General features: G+C 71.9%; 21 protein-coding genes. 7 read left to right on the top strand and 14 right to left on the bottom strand.

Going from position 1 to position 21859, the window contains the following annotated elements; translation table 11 throughout:
* Positions 1–49: 49 nt before the first annotated feature.
* Positions 50–2863 (bottom strand): aconitate hydratase, encoded by a 2814-nt coding sequence (locus ABZW17_RS04140; RefSeq protein WP_354809440.1) that lies wholly within the window; start codon positions 2861–2863, stop codon positions 50–52.
* A gap of 374 nt (positions 2864–3237) precedes the next feature.
* Between ABZW17_RS04140 and ABZW17_RS04135 the strand changes: the two genes are divergently transcribed.
* Positions 3238–4524: an NlpC/P60 family protein gene (locus tag ABZW17_RS04135; RefSeq protein WP_354809439.1), complete on the top strand. Its 1287-nt coding sequence runs from the start codon at positions 3238–3240 to the stop codon at positions 4522–4524.
* A 293-nt stretch (positions 4525–4817) separates the two neighbouring features.
* Entirely contained in the window at positions 4818–5363 is a 546-nt protein-coding gene (locus ABZW17_RS04130) for an NTP transferase domain-containing protein (RefSeq protein ID WP_354809437.1), read from the top strand.
* A gap of 31 nt (positions 5364–5394) precedes the next feature.
* On the opposite strand, the gene ABZW17_RS04125 is transcribed toward ABZW17_RS04130, so the two are convergent.
* Together ABZW17_RS04125 and ABZW17_RS04120 are read right to left on the bottom strand one after the other, a co-directional pair.
* Positions 5395–5772 carry a nuclear transport factor 2 family protein gene (locus tag ABZW17_RS04125; RefSeq protein WP_354809435.1) on the bottom strand — a complete coding sequence of 126 codons (378 nt, stop codon included), beginning with the start codon at positions 5770–5772 and terminating at the stop codon, positions 5395–5397.
* Between the two features lie 42 nt (positions 5773–5814).
* Positions 5815–7350 (bottom strand): HD domain-containing phosphohydrolase, encoded by a 1536-nt coding sequence (locus ABZW17_RS04120; RefSeq protein WP_354809433.1) that lies wholly within the window; start codon positions 7348–7350, stop codon positions 5815–5817.
* 195 nt (positions 7351–7545) lie between these two features.
* Between ABZW17_RS04120 and ABZW17_RS04115 the strand changes: the two genes are divergently transcribed.
* The 3 genes from ABZW17_RS04115 (at position 7546) to ABZW17_RS04105 (ending at position 10631) form a co-directional block, all read left to right on the top strand.
* Entirely contained in the window at positions 7546–8616 is a 1071-nt protein-coding gene (locus ABZW17_RS04115; RefSeq protein ID WP_086673929.1) for an AAA family ATPase, read from the top strand.
* A gap of 7 nt (positions 8617–8623) precedes the next feature.
* The gene (locus ABZW17_RS04110) at positions 8624–9568 is read left to right on the top strand and encodes a DUF58 domain-containing protein (RefSeq protein WP_354809431.1); all 945 of its coding nucleotides are present in this window, start codon (positions 8624–8626) and stop codon (positions 9566–9568) included.
* 82 nt (positions 9569–9650) lie between these two features.
* Positions 9651–10631 carry a VWA domain-containing protein gene (locus tag ABZW17_RS04105; RefSeq protein WP_354809429.1) on the top strand — a complete coding sequence of 327 codons (981 nt, stop codon included), beginning with the start codon at positions 9651–9653 and terminating at the stop codon, positions 10629–10631.
* Between the two features lies 1 nt (position 10632).
* Here the strand turns inward: ABZW17_RS04105 and ABZW17_RS04100 are convergent, their stop codons facing one another.
* The 9 genes from ABZW17_RS04100 to ABZW17_RS04060 all read right to left on the bottom strand — a co-directional run bounded on the left by ABZW17_RS04100 (position 10633) and on the right by ABZW17_RS04060 (position 17774).
* Positions 10633–11142: a hypothetical protein gene (locus ABZW17_RS04100; RefSeq protein ID WP_354809427.1), complete on the bottom strand. Its 510-nt coding sequence runs from the start codon at positions 11140–11142 to the stop codon at positions 10633–10635.
* A 9-nt stretch (positions 11143–11151) separates the two neighbouring features.
* On the bottom strand, positions 11152–11607 hold the full coding sequence (locus ABZW17_RS04095; RefSeq protein ID WP_354809425.1) for a tRNA (cytidine(34)-2'-O)-methyltransferase: 456 nt from the start codon (positions 11605–11607) through the stop codon (positions 11152–11154).
* A 3-nt stretch (positions 11608–11610) separates the two neighbouring features.
* Complete coding sequence (locus ABZW17_RS04090; protein ID WP_354809423.1) at positions 11611–12033, bottom strand: thioesterase family protein; 423 nt, start codon at positions 12031–12033, stop codon at positions 11611–11613.
* A gap of 16 nt (positions 12034–12049) precedes the next feature.
* Positions 12050–12994 (bottom strand): TAXI family TRAP transporter solute-binding subunit, encoded by a 945-nt coding sequence (locus ABZW17_RS04085; RefSeq protein ID WP_354809421.1) that lies wholly within the window; start codon positions 12992–12994, stop codon positions 12050–12052.
* Positions 12991–14385: a HAMP domain-containing sensor histidine kinase gene (locus ABZW17_RS04080; protein WP_354809419.1), complete on the bottom strand. Its 1395-nt coding sequence runs from the start codon at positions 14383–14385 to the stop codon at positions 12991–12993. Before ABZW17_RS04080 ends, ABZW17_RS04085 begins: the two co-directional genes overlap by 4 nt.
* A 6-nt stretch (positions 14386–14391) precedes the next feature.
* On the bottom strand, positions 14392–15060 hold the full coding sequence (locus tag ABZW17_RS04075; RefSeq protein WP_354809417.1) for a response regulator transcription factor: 669 nt from the start codon (positions 15058–15060) through the stop codon (positions 14392–14394).
* Positions 15061–15067: 7 nt separating this feature from the next.
* A complete protein-coding gene (locus tag ABZW17_RS04070) occupies positions 15068–16393 on the bottom strand; it encodes an MFS transporter (protein ID WP_354809415.1) in 1326 nt (441 codons plus the stop codon).
* Between the two features lie 285 nt (positions 16394–16678).
* Positions 16679–16969: a hypothetical protein gene (locus ABZW17_RS04065; protein WP_354809413.1), complete on the bottom strand. Its 291-nt coding sequence runs from the start codon at positions 16967–16969 to the stop codon at positions 16679–16681.
* A 43-nt stretch (positions 16970–17012) separates the two neighbouring features.
* On the bottom strand, positions 17013–17774 hold the full coding sequence (locus ABZW17_RS04060) for a GntR family transcriptional regulator (RefSeq protein WP_354809411.1): 762 nt from the start codon (positions 17772–17774) through the stop codon (positions 17013–17015).
* A gap of 704 nt (positions 17775–18478) precedes the next feature.
* Between ABZW17_RS04060 and ABZW17_RS04055 the strand changes: the two genes are divergently transcribed.
* Both ABZW17_RS04055 and fabI read left to right on the top strand, forming a co-directional pair.
* Positions 18479–19183 (top strand): beta-ketoacyl-ACP reductase, encoded by a 705-nt coding sequence (locus ABZW17_RS04055; RefSeq protein ID WP_354809409.1) that lies wholly within the window; start codon positions 18479–18481, stop codon positions 19181–19183.
* Between the two features lie 35 nt (positions 19184–19218).
* Positions 19219–19986: an enoyl-ACP reductase FabI gene (fabI, locus tag ABZW17_RS04050; protein ID WP_086853898.1), complete on the top strand. Its 768-nt coding sequence runs from the start codon at positions 19219–19221 to the stop codon at positions 19984–19986.
* A 3-nt stretch (positions 19987–19989) separates the two neighbouring features.
* Here fabI and ABZW17_RS04045 read toward each other — a convergent pair whose 3' ends face one another.
* Together ABZW17_RS04045 and ABZW17_RS04040 are read right to left on the bottom strand one after the other, a co-directional pair.
* Complete coding sequence (locus tag ABZW17_RS04045) at positions 19990–21150, bottom strand: Cmx/CmrA family chloramphenicol efflux MFS transporter (protein ID WP_354809407.1); 1161 nt, start codon at positions 21148–21150, stop codon at positions 19990–19992.
* Positions 21151–21220: 70 nt separating this feature from the next.
* A complete protein-coding gene (locus tag ABZW17_RS04040; protein WP_354809405.1) occupies positions 21221–21802 on the bottom strand; it encodes a TetR/AcrR family transcriptional regulator in 582 nt (193 codons plus the stop codon).
* Between the last annotated feature and the right edge of the window lie 57 nt (positions 21803–21859).

Below are 21859 nucleotides of genomic sequence, written 5' to 3'. Positions count from 1 at the left end.
AAGCCTCCCCGCTCGGCCGAGCGGAGAGGCCTCTCCGAACCGGAAACTCTTACGCCTGCGTCATCTTCCGCAGCACGTACTGCAGGATGCCGCCGTTGCGGTAGTAGTCCGCCTCACCCGGGGTGTCGATGCGGACGTCCGCGTCGAACTCCACCTTCGTGCCGTCGGCCTTGGTGGCCGTGACGTGCACGGTGCGGGGCGTGTCGCCGTCGTTCAGCGCGGTGATGCCCGCGATGTCGAACGTCTCGGTGCCGTCCAGTCCCAGCGACGAAGCCGACTCGCCCTGCGGGAACTGCAGCGGGATGACGCCCATGCCGATCAGGTTCGAGCGGTGGATGCGCTCGAACGACTCGGTGATCACCGCGCGGACGCCCAGCAGCGACGTGCCCTTGGCCGCCCAGTCCCGCGACGAGCCCGAGCCGTACTCCTTGCCGCCCAGCACGACCAGCGGGGTGCCCTGCGCCGCGTAGTTCTGCGCCGCGTCGTAGATGAACGCCTGCGGGGCGCCCTCGACCGTGAAGTCGCGGGTGTAGCCGCCCTGCACGTCGTCCAGCAGCTGGTTGCGCAGGCGGATGTTCGCGAACGTGCCGCGGATCATCACCTCGTGGTTGCCGCGCCGCGAGCCGTAGGAGTTGAAGTCCTTCTTCTCCACGCCGTGCTCGGTCAGGTACTGCGCGGCCGGGGTGCCCGGCTTGATCGCGCCGGCGGGGGAGATGTGGTCGGTGGTGACCGAGTCGCCCAGCTTCGCCAGCACGCGCGCGCCGGTGATGTCGGTGACCGCCGACGGCTCCGGCGTCATGCCCTCGAAGTACGGGGGCTTGCGCACGTAGGTGGACTCGGCGTCCCACTCGAAGGTCTTGCCCTCCGGGGTGGGCAGCGACTTCCAGCGCTCGCCGCCGTCGAAGACGTCCGCGTAGTCCTTGGTGAACATCTCCTGCGTGATCGCGTGGTCGATGGTCTCCTGGATTTCCTTGGACGTCGGCCAGATGTCCTTCAGGAAGACGTCGTTGCCGTCGCCGTCCTGGCCGAGCGGCTGGTTCGCGAAGTCGAAGTCCATCGTGCCGGCCAGCGCGTAGGCGATGACCAGCGGCGGCGACGCGAGGTAGTTCATCTTCACGTCGGGGTTGATCCGGCCTTCGAAGTTCCGGTTGCCCGAGAGCACCGAAACCGCGGTGAGGTCGTTCTCCTGGATGGCCGCGGAGATCTCGTCCGAGAGCGGGCCGGAGTTGCCGATGCAGGTGGTGCAGCCGTAGCCGACCAGGTGGTAGCCCAGCTTCTCCAGGTACGGCCACAGGTTGGCCTTGGTGTAGTAGTCGGTGACGACCTGCGAGCCCGGCGCCATCGACGTCTTCACCCACGGCTTGACCGCGAGGCCCTTTTCGACGGCGTTGCGGGCGAGCAGCGCGGCGCCGAGCATGACCGACGGGTTCGAGGTGTTGGTGCACGAGGTGATCGAGGCGATCACCACGGCGCCGTGGTCGAGGATGAACTCGCCGCGGTCTTCGCTGGAGACCTTGACCGGCTTGCTCGGGCGGCCCGACGCGCCGTTCGCGGCGGAGCTGGTGACCGGCGCGGCGTCGTCCTCGGCGAAGGACAGCGACGGCGCGTCACTGGCCGGGAAGGACTCCTCCGAAGCCTCGTCCATCTTGGTGTGCGGCGTGGTGTCCTCGCCGTCCACGTAGTCGTGGATCGACTTGCGGAACGACGACTTCGCGTCCGACAGCTCGATGCGGTCCTGCGGGCGCTTCGGGCCGGCGATCGACGGGACGACCGTCGACAGGTCCAGCTCGAGGTACTCGGAGTAGGCCGCCTCGCGCGACGGGTCGTGCCAGAGGCCCTGCTCCTTGGCGTACGCCTCGACCAGCGCGACCTGCTCGGCCGAGCGGCCGGTCAGCTTGAGGTAGCGGACGGTCTCGTCGTCGATCGGGAAGATCGCCGCGGTGGAGCCGAACTCCGGGCTCATGTTGCCGATGGTGGCGCGGTTGGCCAGCGGCACCTCGGCGACGCTCTCGCCGTAGAACTCGACGAACTTGCCGACCACGCCGTGGCGGCGCAGCATCTCGGTGATGGTCAGCACGACGTCGGTGGCGGTGACGCCGGCCGGGATCTCGCCGGTCAGCTTGAAGCCGACGACGCGCGGGATGAGCATCGACACCGGCTGGCCCAGCATGGCCGCCTCGGCCTCGATGCCGCCGACGCCCCAGCCCAGCACACCCAGGCCGTTGACCATGGTGGTGTGCGAGTCGGTGCCGACGCAGGAGTCGGGGTAGGCCTGGCCGCCCCGGGACATCACCGTGCGGGCCAGGTGCTCGATGTTGACCTGGTGCACGATGCCGGTGCCCGGCGGGACGACCTTGAACTCGTCGAAGGCGCCCTGGCCCCAGCGCAGGAACTGGTAGCGCTCGCGGTTGCGCTCGTACTCGATCTCGACGTTGCGCTCGAAGGCGTCGGCGCGGCCGAAGACGTCGATGATCACCGAGTGGTCGATGACCAGCTCGGCCGGGGCGAGCGGGTTGACCTTGTCGGGGTCGCCGCCGAGGTCGGTGACCGCCTCGCGCATGGTGGCCAGGTCGACCACGCACGGCACGCCGGTGAAGTCCTGCATGATCACGCGGGCGGGCGTGAACTGGATCTCGATCGACGGGTCGGCGTTCGGGTCCCACGAGCCGAGCGCGCGGATGTGGTCGGCGGTGATGTTCGCGCCGTCCTCGGTGCGCAGCAGGTTCTCGAGCAGGATCTTGAGGCTGTAGGGCAGCCGCTCGGCGCCCTCGACCTTGTTCAGGCGGAACACCTCGTACGAGGCGTCGCCGACCTTCAGCGTGTCTTTGGCGCCGAAGCTGTCCTTGCTGGCAGGTGCGGTCACGTCTAACTCCAGTGGCGTGGACTTCCGCGCCGGTGCGGCGGTCGAGTCCCGGGTCAGTTCGGTCGGGTTCGGTGGTGGCGAGTCTTGCGCACCCCCACCGTAGGACCGGATTCGGGATGGCACACCTCGCGGTGCCTCAAACAGTACGCGTGTCCTGTTTAACGGACAAGCCGACACGCGGTGTGGGCTGCGCCATCTGGTGCAGGGGTCCCTCAATGAGGGGAATTGGTGCCTACGTTGTGTAAGTTTCCGCTGATGCTTGTGATAGTGGTGTGACTGCAGTGACACGCGGTGTGCGCTGGTGAGCGGAGGTGGCGGTCTTGTTAGGACGGTCCCGCGGTCCGAGGGGGCCGCACGCCCGCCGGGGACTGAGCGTGAGCACGCTCACGCTGGTGATCTTGTTCGGCGCGGGTGGCACGGGCCTCGCGGCGCCCCCGCCGCCGCCGAACCCCAGTGACTCCGAGATCCAGGCCGGCAAGGCCAACGCGAACGCGAAGGCGGGCGAGGTCGGCCGGCTGACCAACCAGCTGGCCCAGGCCGAGCAGAAGCTGTCGCAGCTGCAGGACGACGTCGAGCTCAAGCAGGAAGAGGCCAACAAGGCCCTGGTCGACCTGCAGACCGCGCAGGACGACGCAACGCAGGCGGAGAACGACGCCAAGGCCGCCCGGGGCGAGGCGGACGCGGCCTCGGCGGCCATCGAGAAGGCCCGCGCGGACCTGAAGACGTTCGCCGCCGCGAGCTTCCAGCAGGGCAGCACGGTCGGCTCGCTCTCGGCGTACCTGAGCGCGGACAGCCCGAAGGACATGCTCGCCCGCGCGCAGCTGCTCGACGCCGTCGGCGGCGACCGGCTCAACGCCCTCGACCGGCTCCAGCAGGCGCAGACCGAGAAGGCCAACAAGGACGCCGCGGCCCGCAAGGCCGCCGAGATCGCCCGGCAGAAGCAGGACGCGGCGCGCCAGGCCAAGAACAGTGCCGACGTCGCGCAGACGGCCGCCGAGCGGGCCCAGGACGGGCAAGCGGCGCAGAACACCCAGCTCGAGAAGAACAAGTCCGACGTCGAGCAGCAGCTCTACGCCGCCCAGGCCAAGGTCAGCGGGCTGCAGGGCCAGCGGCAGCGCTACGACGACTGGCTCGCGCAGAAGCAGCGTGAGGACGAGGAACGCGCCCGGCAGGCCGCCCTCGCATCGGCCGGCGGCGGCGGGCGTCCGTCGGGTGGCCCGGCGCCCTCGGGCTCGGCCGGCTCGTCGATCGAGGCGGTGATCGCCCGGGCGCTGTCGAAGCTCGGGATGCCGTACGCGTGGGGCGGCGGCAACGCGGGCGGCGCGACCCGCGGCATCCGCGACGGCGGCGTCGCCGACCGCTACGGCGACTACAACAAGATCGGCTTCGACTGCTCCGGCCTGATGATCTACGCCTTCGCCGGGGTCCGCTCGCTGCCGCACTACAGCGGCTACCAGTACTCGTCGGGCCGCCAGGTCCCGCTGTCCCAGATGCGCCGCGGCGACCTGCTGTTCTGGGGCGGCCCGGGCGGCATCCACCACGTGGCCCTCTACCTGGGCGGCGGGCAGATGGTCGAGGCCCCGCAGTCCGGCCTGCGCGTCCGGGTGGCCCCGGTCCGCTACGGCGGGATCATGCCGTACGCGACGCGGCTGGTGGGGTAGGTAGGAGCCTTCGGCTTGCCGGGCGCGGGCCCGGGATGGACACCCGTGGGAGGGTCGCGCGAGGCGGCCGGTGCGGCGGGAGGTCCTCGGCCCGGCGCCGGACTGGCCGGTCTGATCGCCCGCGGCCGGCGGCGTGTCCGGCCGACCCGAGGGCGGAGGGCTGCGGTGCGGCTCGACCTTGGGGGCGAAGCGGCTGGCGGTCCGGCTCGACCTGAGGGCGGAAGCGGCCGGCGGCGGGGCAGCTCCGTGCGGCGTGCTGGGCTTCACCTACCTCGGGCCGCTAGATTCCCCGGATGCGGTACGCGGGGATCGTGGTGGCCGGGGGCTCGGCCCGCCGGCTGTCCGGTGTGGACAAGCCCGCCCTGTCGGTGGGGGGCAAGCCGTTGCTCGCCCGCGCGGTCCACGCCCTCGAAGGCGCCGAACGGGTGATCGTGGTCGGGCCGCGGCGGCCCGGGTTCGACGTCGTGTGGACGCGGGAACCGGTGCCCGGTACCGGGCCCGTCGCCGCGCTGGCCGCCGGGTTGGTGTTCGTGCCCGACGACGTCGAGTCCGTCGTCGTGCTGGCCGCCGATCTGCCGGGGGTCCGGCGGTCCACTGTGGACCGGCTGGTGGCCGGGATCGGCGACGGCGACGGCGCCGTCCTGGTCGACGCGGTGGGGAAGCGGCAGTGGCTGCTGGGCGCGTGGCGGGCGGCGGCGCTTCGCGCGGAGCTGCCGGACGACGTGGCGAACGCGGCCCTGCGCCGCGTCCTCGGCGGGCTCCGGGTCGCCGAAATCCCGGCGGAACGGGGCGAAGCGGACGACATCGACACGCCCGAGGACCTCGAACGGCACCGCTGAACCGGGCCGGACGGAGGTGATCGCGTGCCGCTCAGGCGCGCCCGTCCGGGCAGTAGCCGGAACAGAGCAGGCTCATCCGGGTGATGCGGCCGTCGACGGCGGTGTCGGCGAACGCCTGCTGCTCGACCACGAACCAGCCGTCGCCGAGCCGGGCGGCCCGCAGCCGCGCACGCCACCGCAGGTGCAGCCGCGGGCCGAGCTCCGCCACGGCCGTCTCGACGAGCTCGAAGCCCAGGGTGTCGCCGAACCAGCGGGCGAAGGTCGCCTGGATCTCGGCCGCGCCCTCCACTTCCCGCAGGCCCGGCGGGATCAGGGCACTGAGGTGGGCGTCGCCGGCCAGCGCGGACGCCAGCCGGGCGAAGTCCTGGCCGGCCAGCCCGTCGAAGAAGGCGGTGGTGTGTGTGGTCATGCCCCTGTTCTACGGGCGGCGGCGGCCGGGCGGATCGGGCAACTACCCGACAATCCCGTGCCGCATCGCGAACAGCGCCGCCTGAGTCCGCGTCGAGACGCCCAGCTTCGCGTAGATGTGCTCCAGGTGGGTCGAGACGGTCTTGCGTGACACGGTCAGCGCGGCCGCGATCTCGGGGTTGGACAGCCCGCGCGCCAGCTGCACCAGGACCTCGGTCTCCCGGGCGGTCAGCCCGGCCGGGCCCGGCACCGAACGGCGCACCCGCCGCCCGGCCGCGGCCAGCACGGCGTCGACCGCCTGGCCGTCGAGCCGGCCGGCGCGGGTTTCCGCCGCGAGGACCTTCGCGGCGGCGGCAGCCGGCAGGGCCGCGCGGTGCGGACGGGGCTCGCCCAAGGCGTGGTAGACGTCCGCGGCCGCGAGAACCCGCGAAGTCATGGCGAGGGCGTCGCCGGAGAGGCCGTGGGGGTAGCCGGAGCCGTCGAGCCGTTCGTGGTGCTGCGCCGCGCACCGCGCCACCGAGGCCAGCGCCGGCACCCGGGCCAGCATCCGTTCGGTCAGGTACGGGTGGGTCCGCGCCCGTTCGCGCTGGGCCAGCGACCACGGCTTCGCCGCGTTCCACACCGCGCTCGGCACGCCGATCATCCCGATGTCGTGCACCCACCCGGCCCGGCGCACCACGACGACGTCGGCCGGGGCCAGGCCGAGCCGGGTCGCCGCGGCCGCCGCGAGCCCGGCGACGCCGCGGGAGTGCCCGAGCCGGTCGGGCGACTTGAGGTCGGCGAAGTCGGCGAACGCCAGCAGCGCCCGGTCGAGCTCGGCGTCCGGGAGCGGCTCGCCGAGCCGCGGGTCGAGCGCGATCACCTCGTCCCAGGCCCGGATCTCGTCCAGGCCGGCGAGGATCGGGGCGTGGTGCTCGAGGAAGCAGTCGACCAGCCGCGGGTCGAACTGCGTGCCCCGGCGTTCGCGGGCGACGGCGAGCGCGCCTTCGACCCCCGCCGTGTGGTGGAAGGCTTCGACGTTGTCGGCGAGCTGCACCAGCCGGATCGCCAGGGCGAGCTCGTCGCCGCCCGCGAGGCCGGGGATCCCGCGGCCGTCCCAGCGCTCGAACGCCTGCAGCAGCGGGCGGCGGACGTCGTCGCCGAGGCACAGCCGGTCGGCGAGTTCGCCGGCGCTCTGGCAGTGCGCCTGCATCACCCGCTGGACCGGCTTCCCGGCGGTGGCGAGGAACCGGCCCACCAGCCCGGCCCGCCGCAGCCGCGAGCTGCCGCCGCCGAGGTGGCGCGCGACGAACAGCGCCATCGTGACGCCCGCGAGGTCGCCGTCGTGGCTGTCGGCGTACAGCTGCGTCTCGTCCCCGAACAGCCCGGCCAGCTCGCTGGTGTCCGCCGCGCACCCGATCCACGTCAGCAGCGAGGTGTAGTAGGCGGCGGCCCGGATCCGGTACTCGACGCCGGCCGCTTCGGCCAGCCGCAGCGTGATCACCGTCTGGCGCAGGACGCGCTCCATCGGGCGGCCCATGCCGAGGTCGGCCACCAGCGACAGGGTGGCGACCAGTTCGGCGAGCCGGACGCGGGTCATCTCCGCATCCTCGCTCCTCCCGGCCGCGCTGTCTCGCCGGAGAGTGCTTCACAGGTGCCACACCGGTGACCGTGTTGGCTGATCGTGGGGCAGGCCCGTCCGCGTGCCGGATGAGCCGCACGACCGGGGGCGCAGTACGGTCGCACCGCGTGATCACCGTCGCGGGGGCGGCGCACGAGAATTCGAGGAGGCAGAGTGACCGAGCCCGGCTACGCCGAGGGCGGGAACGGCCAGCAGGCGACACCGGCCCGGGACGCCCAGTTGCTGGAGCGGACCGTGTTCGAGGTCAAGCGGATCATCGTCGGCCAGGACCGCCTGGTCGAGCGGATGCTGGTCGGCCTGCTGGCCAAGGGCCACCTGCTGCTCGAAGGCGTGCCCGGCGTGGCGAAGACGCTCGCGGTGGAGACGTTCGCCCGGGTCGTCGGCGGCTCGTTCTCCCGCGTGCAGTTCACGCCCGACCTGGTGCCCGCCGACATCCTCGGCACCCGGATCTACCGTCAGGGCGCCGAGCGGTTCGACGTCGAGCTCGGCCCGGTCGTGGCCAACTTCGTGCTCGCCGACGAGATCAACCGCGCGCCGGCCAAGGTGCAGTCGGCGATGCTCGAGGTGATGGCCGAGCGGCACGTGTCGATCGGCGGGCAGACGTTCCCGATGCCGGACCCGTTCCTCGTGCTGGCCACGCAGAACCCGATCGAGAACGAGGGCGTGTACCCGCTGCCGGAAGCGCAGCGCGACCGGTTCCTGTTCAAGATCCTCGTCGAGTACCCCTCCGCCGAGGAGGAGCGCGAGATCATCTACCGGATGGGTGTCACCCCGCCCACCCCGCACGAGGTGCTCAGCCCCGGCGAGCTGGTCCGGCTGCAGGGCGTCGCCTCGCAGGTGTTCGTGCACCACGCGCTGGTCGACTACGTCGTGCGCCTCGTGCTGACCACTCGCACGCCGAACGAGCACGGCCTCGCCGACGTCGCCGGCTGGGTCTCCTACGGCGCTTCGCCGCGCGCGAGCCTCGGCATCATCGCGGCCGCCCGCGCGCTGGCCCTGGTCCGCGGCCGCGACTACGTGCTGCCGCAGGACGTCGTCGACGTCGTGCCGGACGTGCTGCGCCACCGGCTCGTGCTGTCCTACGACGCGCTGGCCGATGGCGTGCCCATCGACCACATCATCACGCGCGTGCTGCAGACCGTGCCGCTGCCGCAGGTCTCGGCCCGGCCGCAGGGCGGGGCCGGCCAGGGCGGCCCGGTCCCGGCGGGCGCGCCGGTCAGGTAACCCGGCGATGGCGAAGAACGAGAAGGGCGAACGCCCTTCGTGGGCGCCGCCCGTCCTGCGGGGCGACCGGATGGAGGCCGGGCTGCGCACGCTGGAGCTCGACGTCCGCCGCCGGCTCGACGGGCTGCTGCAGGGCAACCACCTCGGCCTGGTGCCGGGGCCGGGGTCCGAGCCCGGTGAGGCCCGCCCGTACCAGCCCGGCGACGACGTGCGCCGGATGGACTGGGCGGTGACCGCCCGCACCACGACCCCGCACATCCGCGAAACCGTGGCCGACCGCGAGCTGGAGACGTGGGTGGTCGCCGACCTTTCGGCGAGTCTCGACTTCGGCACCGCGCTGTGCGAGAAGCGCGACCTGGTGGTCTGCGCCGTCGCGGCGGTCGCGCACCTGACCGGGGGCGGCGGCAACCGGATCGGCGCGCTCATCTCCACCGGCGCCGACACCGCGCGCATCCCGGCCCGCGGCGGCCTGGCGCACGCCCGCGGGCTGGTGCGCAAGGTCGCCGAGACCCCGCGCGCGGCCGAGGGCACCCGGGGCGACTTCGCCACGGCCCTCGAAGCGCTGCGCCGTCCGCCGCGCCGGCGGGGCCTGGCCGTGGTGATTTCCGACTTCCTGGGCGACGAGTCCTGGGAGCGGCCGCTGCGGGCGCTGGGCGGGCGCCACGAACTGATCGCGATCGAAGTCCTCGACCCGCGCGACGTCGACCTGCCCGAGGTGGGCACCGTCGTGCTGGCCGACCCGGAGACAGGGAAACAGCGCGAAGTGCACGCGTCGGCCTTGCTGCGCAAGGAGTTCGGGGCCGCGGCCCACGCCCACCGGCAGAAGGTGGCGGCCGGCCTGCGCCGCGCGGGCGCGGCGCACCTGACGCTGCGCACCGACGCGGACTGGATCGCCGACATGGTGCGGTTCGTCGTCGCCCGCAAGCGCCGCTGGTCGGGGGGTGTGGCGTGAGGAAGCCTGCGACCGAACCGTTCCACACTGCGCTGCCTGCGCTGCCGGCTGAGGCGGCACCGAGCGTCAGCGGGGTGTGGGCATGAGCTTGACGGGGTTCGCCTCACCCTGGTGGTTCCTGCTGCTGATCGCGGTGGCCGCGGTGGCGATCGGGTACGTGCTCGCCCAGCGGGCGCGCCGGAAGCGGACCATGCGGTTCGCGAACCTGGAGCTGCTGGAGAAGGTCGCGCCGAAGAGCCAGGGCTGGGTCCGGCACCTGCCCGCGGTGCTCATCATGCTGGCGTTGCTGCTGCTCACGGTGTCGCTGGCCGGGCCGACCGCCGAGCAGAAGGTGCCGCGCAACCGGGCGACCGTGATGCTGGTGATCGACGTGTCGCTGTCGATGGAGGCCACCGACGTCGCCCCGACCCGGCTGCAGGCGGCCCAGGAGGCGGCCACGAGCTTCGCGCGGAACATGACGCCGGGCATCAACCTGGGGCTGATCTCGTTCGCGGGCACGGCGACGGTGCTGGTCAATCCGACCACCGACCGCAACGGCGTGATCAAGGCGATCGAAAACCTGAAGCTGGCCCAGTCGACGGCGACCGGTGAAGGCATCTTCGCGGCGCTGCAGTCGGTGGAGAGCTTCTCCAGCGTCGTCGGCGGCGCCGACGGGCCGCCGCCGGCGCGGATCGTGCTGATGTCCGACGGCAAGCAGACCGTGCCCGAGGACCTGTACGCGGCGCGCGGCGGCTACACGGCGGCGCAGGCGGCGAAGCAGGCCGGGGTGCCGATCTCGTCGATCTCCTTCGGCACCACCCACGGTTCGGTCACCATCGACGACAAGCAGCAGCCGGTGAGCGTGGACGACGAGTCCCTGCGCGAGATCGCCCGGCTGTCGGGGGGCGACTTCTACAAGGCCGCCAGCGCCGAGGAGCTGAAGAAGGTCTACGCCGACCTCGGCGAGCAGATCGGTTACGAGCTCAAGGACGCCGACGCGAGCAAGCCGTGGGTCGTGGTGGGCACGCTGATCCTGATGCTGGGCGCGGCGGCGAGCCTGTTCTTCGGGCAGCGATTGCCGTGACTCAGGCTCGGCGGACGCCGTACAGGCTTCCGCCGAGCAGGGTCACCCCGGAGAGCACCCCGCTGACGAACGGCACCCATTCCGGCTCGCTTCCGAGCAGGGCGAGACCGGCGACGCCGAGTCCGGTCAGCACCGCGCCGACCACCAGGATCGAGCGGGTCTTCCACGCGGACGCGAGTGCGACGAAGTGGAGCCCGACGACGGTGGCGATCCAGGCGACGTTGGCCTGGACGGGCGCGTCGAGCAGGCTCAGCACGAAGAACCCGGCGACGAGCAGCACCACCTCGCCGACGACGATCACCCGGTAGCCCGGTCCGAACACCGGCCGGTCTTCCAGCGTGGGGCGTCCACCGGCACGCAGGCCCAGGACGACGACGGCGGCGAGCACGACCACGGCGAGGGCGCGCAGCACCCAGCCGAGCGCGGCGGGCAGCGGGGGACCGGAGTTGACGAGGACGAACACCGTGCCGAACGCGGCGCCGATGAGCACCCCCAGGAACTGCTGTCGCATCCGGCGAACCTACCGGAAGCCGTTCTGGCGCCAGGCTTCGTAGACCGTGATGGCCGCGGTGTTGGCGAGGTTGAGCGAGCGGTTCGACGGCCGCATCGGCAGCCGCACGCGGTCGGTCACTTCGGGCGCGTCCTGCACCTCGGCGGGCAAGCCGACCGACTCGGGCCCGAACATCAGCACGTCGCCCGGGGTGTAGGCGACGTCGGTGTAGAGCCGGCTCGCCGACGCGCTGAACGCGTACACCTTCGCCGGGAGCAGGGCGTGCCAGGCCGCCGCGAGGCCCGTGTGGACGTGGACGCGGGCCAGGTCGTGGTAGTCGAGCCCGGCGCGGCGGAGCTGCTTGTCCTCCAACGTGAAACCGAGCGGTTCGACCAGGTGCAGCTCGCAGCCGGTGTTGGCGGCCAGGCGGATCGCGTTGCCGGTGTTGGGCGGGATTTCGGGGTGGTAGAAGAGAACGCGGAACACGGCTCAGTCCCCGAGCAGGTCCGCGTACACCTTGCGGACGGCGTCGGGCGGCGCGGCGGGCCGCAGGGTGGCCGGGTCGATGAAGACGTACCGGACGGTCGCCGCCGCGATGGCCGTGTCGCCGCGGCGGATCTCGAAGTCGAAGATCAGCGACGTCGTGCCGAGGTGGGTCAGGTACTGCGAGACGACCAGTTCGTCGTCGTACCGGGCCGGGGCGTGGAACTTGAGGTTCGCCTCCGCGACGACGACGTCGGTGCGGTGGGCGAGGAACTCGTCGTGCGAGCCGAAGAGCGCCTTCTCCGCCTCGAAGGCGCACATGTCCACATAGGCCAGGTAGTGGGCGTTGAAGACGATGCCCTGGCCGTCGCATTCGTGGTAGCGCACGCGCAGCGGCATCTCGACGAGCGGGCGGCGGGGTTCGGTCACGGGGTCAATCTAGCGCTCAGCCGTGCAGCGCCCGGTAAGCGGCCGCCGCGCCCGGCTGTAGCGGCACCGGCTCGGTGCCGATCAGCGTCCGCACGTCCAGGAACTGCGTCCCGACCGCCTCCGCGGGTACCAGCGCCGTGGCGCGTTCCACGAGCAGCCGGACCACCGCCGCGGCCACGTCGTCGGGCAGGGAAGGGGCGCACACCAGCAGGTTCGCGACGCCGATCGTGCTCAACGCGCCGACTCCGCGGTACGCGCCGTCGGGGACCTGGACCTGGTCGTACACCGGGCCGTACGCCGCTCGCAGCGGGGGCACCACCGAATCCAGGGCCAGCAGCGCGATCGGCGTCGTCCGGGTGAGGTCCGCGAGCTTCGGCGTCGGCACGCCGCCCGACCACAGCATCGCGTCGATCCGCCGGCCGGCCAGTGCCCGGACCGCGTCGTCGAACAGCAGGTGGCGGGCGTCCACCGCGACGCCCGCCTTCGCGAACACGCGCTCGCCGAGCTGGGCCGCGCCGGAGCCGTTCGCGCCCAGGGACACCGGGCGCCCGGCCAGGTCGGCGAGCCCGCGGACCGGCCCGTCGGCCAAGACCACGAGCTGCAGGTAGTTCTCGTAGACGCGGCCGAGCGCGAGCAGCGGCACCTTCCCGGCGAACGGCGCGTCGCCGCGCACCGCCGTCTGGGCGACGTCGGCGAGCACCAGCCCGAGGTCGGCCCGCCCACGCCGCACCAGATCGACGTTGGCGACGCTCGCCTCGGTCGGCACCGCGGCGGCGTGCAGCCGCGGCTCCGCCCGGCTCAGCTCGGCCGCCAGCAGCTCCGCGAAGGCCAGGTAGAACCCCCCACGCTCGCCCGCGGCGATGGTGACCTCCCGTTCGGGGCCGTCGTAGCCGCGGGCCGAGCACCCGGCGAGGGCGAGGCCGAGGCTGCCGAGCAGGGCGGTGCGGCGGGTGAGGGTCATGCGGGCACCTCCTGCAAGGGCAGCGTGACACGGGCTTCGAGGCCGTGCGGGTGCGCCTGCCGCAGCTCCAGGACCCCGCCGCGGGTGCGGACCTGCTGGTGCGCGATGGCCAAGCCGAGGCCGGTGCCGCGTGGGGCGCCTTCGCCACCCGCGCGCCAGAACCGTTCGGTCGCCCGTGCGCGGTCTGCTGTGGACAGTCCCGGGCCGTCGTCGGCGACGACCAGCGTGGCGGTCGAAGGGCCGGTTTCCCAGCGCGTGGTGATCGTCGCGCCGCGGCCGGCGTAGTGGACGGCGTTGTCGAGCAGGACGTCGAGGATCTGCGCGAGCTCGCCCTCGGGGCAGCGCACGGTGACCGGCTCCTCGTGGCCCGGTGGAGGCACGATCGCCGACCCGGCGTCCTCGGCGGCCGGGCGCCAGGCGTCGACGCGTTCGGCGAGCACGGACACGAGGTCGCAGGCCGCGTCGGTGCCGCCGGCCGCGACGCGGGTGGCCGTGCTCTCCGCCAGCGCCAGGGCGAGCAGCCCGTCCAGCAGCTTTTCGAGGCGTTCCACCTCGGCGACGGTGGCGCGGTAGGTGGTGTCGTCGCCCTCGATGCGCCCGGCCAGGGAGTCGACGCGCAGCCGCAGCGCGGCCATCGGGTTCCGGAGCTGGTGCGAAGCGTCGGCGACCAGCCGGTGCTGCTGGTCGGCGGCTTCGAGGACGGCCTCGGACATCCGGTTGACCTCGGCGGCGAGCAACCGCAGCTCGCGCGGCCCGGCGCGCTCCGGGACGTGCGCGCGGTGCCCGGCGGCCACGGCCAGCACGCCGGTCTCCAGCTCGTGCAGCGGCCGCACCATCCACCGGGCCAGCACCACGGCCAGCAGCACGAACACCACCGCGACCAGCAGGGCGCCGGCGCCGACGGTGCCCCAGCGGGTGGCGACGTCCGCGGCCGCCGCCGTCACCGACGCGCGCAGCACGACCACCCCGGACACGCGCGTGCCGGTGCCGACCGGACGGGCGAAGTAGGCCGGCTCGGCCGACCACGGCGAGAGCCCGTCCACGCGCGGGGCCGGCTCGTTGCGCATGGTCGCCTCGACCAGGGTGTGCACCGCGGGGTCGGCCGCGGTCAGCCCGCCCGCCTGCACCAGCGGGACACGCCGGGCGTCGACGATGACGACGCCTTCGCCGTACAGCTCGGCGTAGCGGGCGGCGTCCGCGGCCAGGGCGGCCGGGTCGCGGGTGTCGACGGCCTGCTGGGCCAGCACGACGAACCGGTCGACGTCGGCGGTGCGGGAGATGACCAGCTGCTGCGTGCGCTGCTCGGCCGTCGAGGCGAGCAGCGGCACCGCGAAGGCGGCGACCACCGCGAGGGCGAGGGCGACCAGGACGACCAGCAGCCGGGTGCGCACGGCCGGTCAGTCCCGGCCGAGGCGGTAGCCGAAGCCGCGGATGGTGGTCAGCAGCCCCGGCCGGTCGAGCTTGGCGCGCAGCCCGGTCAGGTGGACGTCGAGCGAGCGCGACACCGCGAGGTAGGCGTCGCCCCAGACCTCGTCCATCAGCTGCTGGCGGCTCACCGCGGTGCCCGGCCGGACGGCGAGCACGGCCAGGATCTCGAACTCCTTGGTGGTGAGCCCGACGTCGTGCCCGGCGACCAGCACCCGGCGGGCGCCGAGGTCGATCTCGACGTCCTCGACGCGCACGACGTCGCCCGCAGGCGCGGCGCGGGCCACCGCGCGCCGCACGACCGCGTCCATCCGGGCCAGCAGCTCGGCCAGCCGCACCGGCTTGGTCAGGTAGTCGTCCGCGCCGAGCCGCAGCCCGCGCACCACCGAGCGTTCATCGCCGCGGGCGGTCAGCACGATCACCGGGACCGGCGAGACGGCCCGGATCTTGCGCAGGACGTCGAGGCCGTCGAGGTCCGGCAGGCCCAGGTCCAGCAGGACGAGGTCGGCGGCGCGGTGGTGGTGCAGGGCGTCGGCCCCGCGGGCGACGCTGGTGACGGGGTGGCCGCGCGCGTGCAGCGACTCGGCGAGCGCGCCGGCGACACCCGCGTCGTCTTCGACGAGGAGCACGCGCACGGCCATCCCCTTGTCAGTGTTCGTCTTCGCTACGCTCTTCCAGCTCGGACGTCTTCGAGGTTTCCCGCATTGTGCCGTAGACGATCAGGGAAACCAGGACGCAGCCCGCGACGTACCAGAAGAAGACCGGCTCGTGCCCGGCGCTCTTGAGCGCCTGCGCGATCAGCTCCGCGGTCCCGCCGAAGATCGCCACGGTCAGCGCGTACGGCAGCCCGACGCCGATGGCGCGGATCTTCGTCGGGAACAGCTCGGCCTTCACGATCGCGTTGATCGACGTGTACCCGGCGACCACGACGAGACCGGCCAGCACCAGGAAGAACGCGCCCACCGGGTTCCGGGTGGAGCCCATCACCGTCATGATCGGCACGGTGAGCAGCGTGCCCGCGACGCCGAAGAACAGCAGCAGCGGGCGGCGGCCGATCCGGTCGGACAGCTTTCCCGCGAGCGGCTGCAGGATCGCCGCGAGCAGGATCGCGGAGAACAGGATGATCGTGACCGTGCGCCGCGGGATGTGGGCGGTGTTCTCGAGGAACTTCTGGCTGTAGGTGGCGAAGGTGTAGAAGGCCACCGTGCCGCCGAGGGTCAGGCCGACGACGAGCGCGATCTCCTTGGGGTACTTGGCCAGGGTGCGGAGGGTGCCGCGTTCGCCCTTGCTCTCCCCGGCTTCGCGCGTGTAGCTCTCGGACTCGTCCATGCCGCGGCGCAGCCACATCACGGTGAGCGCGGCGACCGTGCCGACGCCGAACGCGATCCGCCAGCCCCACGACGTCAGCTGCTGTTCGGTGAGCAGGGCCTGCAGGACCAGCTGGAGGCCGAGGGCGAGCAGCTGGCCGCCGTAGAGGGTCACGTACTGGAAGCTCGAGTAGAAGCCGCGCTTGCCGGGCGTGGCCACTTCGGACAGGTAGGTCGCCGAGGTGGAGTACTCGCCGCCGACCGAGAGGCCCTGGATCAGCCGCGCGGTCAGCAGCAGGATCGGCGCGGCGATCCCGATCGTGTGATAGCCCGGCGTGACGGCGATGAGCAGCGAGCCGCCGGCCATGAGCGTGACGGAAAGCACCAGGGCCCGGCGGCGGCCGAACCGGTCGGCGAACCGGCCGAGCATCCACCCGCCCAGCGGCCGCATGAGGAACCCGACGGCGAACACCGCGGCGGTCCCGAGGAACGCGGCCGTGGTGTCGGTCGTCGGGAAGAAGGACTTGGCGAAGTAGGTGGTGAACGCCGCGTAGGCGTACCAGTCGTACCACTCGATCAAGTTGCCGATCGAGCCGCGCAGCACATTGCCGATCACGCGCTTTTCGCTGACGCCCCCCGTGGTCGCGGGGCTGATCCGGGTTGTCATCGTCGACCTCCTGTGTTGCGACTCACGGTGACCAACCAGCGGGTAACCAGCAAGGTCGGGAGGCAGTTCCTAACGTGGGCTTAGGACGGTGACACGCGCTCGCGTGGAACCAGGTCCGAGTTCGTTCGCGTTCTCGCGGGTCTGCGAGTTGTCCCAGTCCACGTCGTGCCGACAAAGGCCGCAGGTTCGGAACCGTTCGTTCTGATGCGGTTGAGTTTTGCTTGCTCATTCTGACGGCAGCCGAACAGATGGCGCTGACCATCACCCCTTAGGCGAACCGCGGCGTCACCGCTCAATGCGAACGACCTCGTGTTGCTTCCGGCAGTTGCCGCCGCATGCCGTGGCGTCGATGAGCGCTCTTGCTTTTTCTGCGTCTTCGGCCGTAGCGAACGGGTATACGGTCGTTATGCGCCGGTAGCTGGGTAGACTGTAGTTGCGGGCGCACGTGCTGACCGATGCGAACGGTCCGTCGCCGCTGGCGTCAACCGGTATGCCTTTCTGACTCCACGCGCACTCGGCGAAGGTCTTGTACGTGCGGTGCTTCTTCTCGCACTTATGCTTGCGATACGTCTTCATGCCGATCCTTTCATCCGTGGATTGCCTTTCAGAGTTGCCGAGGCTAGTCAGCCGGCCACTCGTACGACAGTTCGTAGCGGTCGGACGCGAGCACCATGTCGTTCATCTCCAGCGGTGTGCCGTCGCTGCTATAAGCGACGCGGGTAACGGTGATGACCGGGACACCTCCGGCGAGCTGGAGTTGCGTCGCCTCGGCGGGCGTCGGCATCCGCGCGCCGACGTGCTCGGCGAACGATCCGATGGTTCGGCCTGCCTCTTCCAGCCGCGCGTACGTGCCGCCAGGTCCGGTGTCGACGTCCTCGATGGCGGTGCCGCGCGTCAGCTCGCGCGGGAGGCGGGACACCGCAAGCTGGACCACGAGCCCGTCGGCACGCATCACGCGGTCGCGGACGGTGACCTCGGTCCCTTCGTCGATGGCGAGGGGCCCGGCTACGCGCGCGTCGGCCGGCTCGAAGCGGATTTTGACAGACGTCGACGGTGCGAAGTCGCCGGCCGCGGCATCGGCAAGGAACGCGCCGTGGTTGCGCTCGCGTGCGTCGCGGGACAGTCGTGACCGTGCGACCCGCTGGATGCTGGCAGGCGGGCGCACGAAGACACCGCGTCCGTGTTGCGAGGTGACCAGACCTTCACTGCGCAGTACGTCAACGGCTTCGCGGATCGTTGGACGCGAGACGCCGTACGTCCCGACGAGGTCGTGTTCGCTGGGTAACTTCGCGCCGGGCGCGAACCGACCGGAGACGATCTTCTCGCGGAGATCGGCCGCGACCTGGCGGAAGGCTGGGACTCCACTTATTCGATCGACCATGCACTCAATTCTCCCACTTGCTAACTCATCTTGACAAGCTGACGACGCGATGTCACGGTTAGTTGTCAACACGTCATGATAAGTAGTGGTGGGGTAGATGATGGCAGCGGTGATCCACATTGATCCGGAGGCGATTCATCCGGTAGTCGAGGGGGAGTGGCATCGGACCCGGCTGACGGGAATTCCTGCACCGGGCCATGACGTCACCATGCTGTGCGGTCTCACCGCGGTCGCCGAGTTCCGCCCGCTGTCCGACCGTCGGGCGCATGGTGTGCCACATCAGTGCCCGCATTGCGAGGCGGACTACCGCCGAGAGCATGGCATCGCGCCGAGTCCGGTCAGGCGGAGATCGTGATAGGCGGGTGGATTCGCGACGATGGCACGGAGATCCTCGAGAACGACGACGGCGAGTCGATCACGGAGGATCGAGCTGTCTCGTTGAGAACGAGCACCGGATCACGCGCGCGTCTCGACCGGGTGCTCGCGCACGCGGTGTCGCGGTGGGTCGCTGATCCGGGTTGTCATCGTCGACCTCCTGTGTTGCGACTCACGGTGACCAACCAGCGGGTAACCAGCAAGGTCGGGAGGCAGTTCCTAACACCGGCTTAGGACGGTCGCGAAGACGCCAACGCGGGTGCGCGACCCGCGGGCACTGCCGATAACCTCGTGCGCGTCAGCCGCGCAGACGAAGAGTGGAGAGCACAGTGGGACGGTCGGTTCTGGTCACCGGGGGCAACCGGGGCATCGGTCTGGCGATCGCCCGGGACCTCGCCGGGCAGGGGCACCGGGTCGCCGTCACGCACCGTGGTTCGGGGGCGCCCGAAGGCCTCTTCGGCGTGCAGGCCGACGTCACCGACTCCGAGCAGGTCGACGCCGCTTTCAAGCTCGTCGAAGAGCACCAGGGCCCGGTCGAGGTGCTCGTCTCCAACGCCGGCCTGACCGACGACACGCTGCTGATGCGGATGAGCGACGAGCAGTTCGAGCGCGTCCTGAACGCCAACCTGACCGGCGCCTTCCGCGTCGCCAAGCGCGCCTCCCGGGGCATGCTCCGCGGGAAGTGGGGCCGGTTCGTCTTCATCTCCTCGGTCGTCGGCCTCTCCGGCTCGGCCGGCCAGGCGAACTACGCCGCGTCCAAGGCCGGCCTCGTCGGGTTCGCGCGCTCGCTGGCCCGGGAGCTCGGCTCGCGCAACATCACCTCGAACGTCATCGCGCCCGGGTTCGTGCACACCGACATGACCGACGAGCTGCCCGAGGCCCGCAAGAAGGAGATCCTCGCGCAGGTGCCCTCCGGCCGGTACGCCGAGCCGTCGGAGATCGCCGCCGCCGTGCGGTACCTCGCGTCGGACGAGGCCGGCTACGTCAACGGCGCGGTGCTGCCCGTCGACGGCGGCCTCGGCCTCGGCCACTGAATTCCCCTGACCCAGAACCACGACTTGGAGGACCCGTGCCCGGACTGCTCGAAGGCAAGCGCCTGCTGATCACCGGCATCATCACCGACGCTTCGCTCGCCTTCCACGCGGCCAAGATCGCGCAGCAGGAGGGCGCCAAGGTCGTGCTGACCGGCTTCGGCCGCATGTCGCTGGTCGAGCGCATCGCGAAGCGGCTGCCCGAAGAGGCGCCGGTGATCGAGCTGGACGTCACCAACCAGGAGCACCTGGACGGCCTCGCGGACAAGGTCCGCGAGCACGTCGACGGCCTCGACGGCGTGCTGCACTCGATCGGCTTCGCCCCGCAGACCTGCCTCGGCGCGCCGTTCCTGGACGCGCCGGCCGAAGACGTCAAGACCGCGATCGAGATCTCGACGTACTCGTACATGTCGCTGGCGAAGGCGTGCCTGCCGCTGATGGGCCGGGGCGCGTCCTACGTCGGCATGGACTTCGACGCGCGCGTCGCGTGGCCGGTCTACAACTGGATGGGCGTCGCGAAGGCCGGGCTCGAGTCGGTCAACCGGTACCTGGCCAAGGAGCTGGGGCCGCAGGGCATCCGCGTCAACCTGGTCAGCGCGGGCCCGATGAAGACGATGGCCGCGAAGTCCATCCCGGGCTTCGTCGACCTGGAGGACGGCTGGGGCGAGCGCGCGCCGCTCGGCTGGGACAGCACCGACCCGGACCCGGTGGCGAAGAGCGTCTGCGCGGTCCTCTCGGACTGGCTCCCCGCCACCACCGGCTCGATGATCATGGTCGACGGCGGGGTCCACTTCCTCGGCGTCTGAGCCTCACACGGCCACGAGCTCCCGGTCGTCGCTGCGCTGGACGGTGGCGGCGACCGTGAGCGCGGCCAGCGTGGCGACGCCGAGGGCGATGCCGGTCCAGGCGACGCTCGGGAAGCCGAGGCCGGCGTCGATCGCGGCGCCGCCCAGCCACGGGCCGGCGGTGTTGCCGACGTTGAACGCCGCCGTCGTGCTCGCGCCGACGAGCGTCGGCGCGTCACCGGCGGCCTGGTAGGCACGCACGTTCAACGCCGGGTTCGCGCCGAACCCGGCCACCCCGAAGACGAACACGGCCGCGACGGCGACCAGCGCGTCGGTGGTCAGGGCGAGCACGAGCAGGGCGGCCAGCGCGAGCGCGAGGCAGCTGTAGAGCGTGGCGAACGGCCGCCGGTCGGCGAGCCGGCCGCTCGCGCTGATCCCGATCAGCGCGCCGACGCCGAACAGCGCGAGGACACCGGGCACCCAGCCCTCGGGGAGCCCGTCGGTCTCGGTCAGCAGCGGTGCGAGGTAGCTGAACGCGGCGAAGATCATGGCCTGCGCCAGCGCGATCACGCCGAGGGCGAGCCAGACCCGGCCCCGCCGGTACAGCCGCAGTTCGGTGCGGACGCCGACCGCGTCGCCGGTCGTTTCGGGCACCAGCAGGGCCACACCCGCCACCGCGACCAGCGTCACCGCGGCCACCGCCCAGAACGCCGCCCGCCAGCCCGCGTGCTGGCCGAGGAACGTCCCCGCCGGGACGCCGGCGATGTTCGCCACGGTCAGCCCGCCGACCAGCACCGCCATCGCCCGGCCGCGCCGGTCCGCCGGCACGAGCGCGATCGTCGTCGCCAGGGCGACGGCCCAGAACCCGGCGCAGGCGAGGGCGGCCACGACCCGCGTCGCGAAGAGCAGCGCGTAGCTGCCGGCGAGGGCGCCGACGACGTGCGCCACGACGAACACGCCGAGCAGGGTGAGCAGCGTCCGGCGGCGGGGGAGCCGCAGCGTCCCGATCGCCAGCAGCGGTGCCCCGACGACCATGCCGACGGCGAACGCCGAGATCAGCAGGCCGGCGTCGGGGATGCTGACGTGCAGGTCGGCGGCCATGCCGGGGAGCAGGCCGGTGATCATGAACTCGGACGTGCCCAGCGCGAACACGCTGAGCCCGAGGACGAAGACGGCCAGCGGCATAACGGTCCCTCCAGTTATGTATCGGTCAGTTCAAAATCAGGGCGTGCGTGATCGCGCGGTCGGGCGGTGGTCAGCGCGTGATGGCCGAAAGCGCGAGGTCGGCGACGGCGTGCATGCTCCGGCGGCTCGTGCCCCGGCGGGCCATCACGCGCAGGCCCGAGGTGGTGCTGAGCAGGAACTCCGCCACCTCGGCGGGGTCGAGGCCGTCCCGGAGGCTGGCGTCGAGCACGCCTTCCCGGACGCACTCGGCGAACATGGTGAGATTCCGGTCGGTGTCCGCCTGCAGGGCGGTGCCGACCTCGTCGTCGGGGACGCCCAATTCGGCCAGGGTGTTGACCACCAGGCAGCCGCGGCGGCGCTCGTCGGCGTCGTCTTCGATGGCGCTGTCGAGCACCGCGGCGAGTCGCTCGGCCGCGGTGCCCGGGCCGTCGAGGATCGCCTGCCGCTTGTCCAGCCGGGTGCCGGTGTAATGCTCCAAAGACCGCCGGAAGAGCGCTTTCTTGCTGCTGAAGGTGTTGTAGACGCTGCTGCGGCCGAGTCCGGTGGCCTCGCACAGGTCCTGCGTCGACGTCGCTTCGTAGCCGTGCGCCCAGAAGGCGTGCATCGCCTTCTCGACGGCGGCGGTCTCGTCGAACTCCCGTGGCCTGGCCATGCGAGGACCGTACCACGGTTTTGGACTGGTCGATTCATAACGGGTCCGGGTCAGCGT

Origin of the sequence: Amycolatopsis sp. NPDC004625, assembly GCF_040609695.1 — a bacterium.
GTDB lineage: Bacteria > Actinomycetota > Actinomycetes > Mycobacteriales > Pseudonocardiaceae > Amycolatopsis.
Note: the sequence above shows the minus strand (reverse complement) of the source record. Positions and strands in the feature narration are given on the sequence as shown.

Excerpts from the sequence above, each read along its gene's own strand:
- ABZW17_RS04075 (WP_354809417.1), bottom strand. The coding sequence starts at position 15,060 with ATGGCCGTGCGCGTGCTCCTCGTCGAAGACGACGCGGGTGTCGCCGGC.
- ABZW17_RS04110 (WP_354809431.1), top strand. The coding sequence starts at position 8,624 with ATGGCGAAGAACGAGAAGGGCGAACGCCCTTCGTGGGCGCCGCCCGTC.
- ABZW17_RS04070 (WP_354809415.1), bottom strand. The coding sequence starts at position 16,393 with ATGACAACCCGGATCAGCCCCGCGACCACGGGGGGCGTCAGCGAAAAG.
- ABZW17_RS04125 (WP_354809435.1), bottom strand. The coding sequence starts at position 5,772 with ATGACCACACACACCACCGCCTTCTTCGACGGGCTGGCCGGCCAGGAC.
- ABZW17_RS04105 (WP_354809429.1), top strand. The coding sequence starts at position 9,651 with ATGAGCTTGACGGGGTTCGCCTCACCCTGGTGGTTCCTGCTGCTGATC.
- ABZW17_RS04065 (WP_354809413.1), bottom strand. The coding sequence starts at position 16,969 with ATGAAGACGTATCGCAAGCATAAGTGCGAGAAGAAGCACCGCACGTAC.
- ABZW17_RS04120 (WP_354809433.1), bottom strand. The coding sequence starts at position 7,350 with ATGACCCGCGTCCGGCTCGCCGAACTGGTCGCCACCCTGTCGCTGGTG.
- ABZW17_RS04045 (WP_354809407.1), bottom strand. The coding sequence starts at position 21,150 with ATGCCGCTGGCCGTCTTCGTCCTCGGGCTCAGCGTGTTCGCGCTGGGC.
- ABZW17_RS04060 (WP_354809411.1), bottom strand. The coding sequence starts at position 17,774 with ATGGTCGATCGAATAAGTGGAGTCCCAGCCTTCCGCCAGGTCGCGGCC.
- ABZW17_RS04040 (WP_354809405.1), bottom strand. The coding sequence starts at position 21,802 with ATGGCCAGGCCACGGGAGTTCGACGAGACCGCCGCCGTCGAGAAGGCG.
- ABZW17_RS04130 (WP_354809437.1), top strand. The coding sequence starts at position 4,818 with ATGCGGTACGCGGGGATCGTGGTGGCCGGGGGCTCGGCCCGCCGGCTG.
- ABZW17_RS04085 (WP_354809421.1), bottom strand. The coding sequence starts at position 12,994 with ATGACCCTCACCCGCCGCACCGCCCTGCTCGGCAGCCTCGGCCTCGCC.
- ABZW17_RS04100 (WP_354809427.1), bottom strand. The coding sequence starts at position 11,142 with ATGCGACAGCAGTTCCTGGGGGTGCTCATCGGCGCCGCGTTCGGCACG.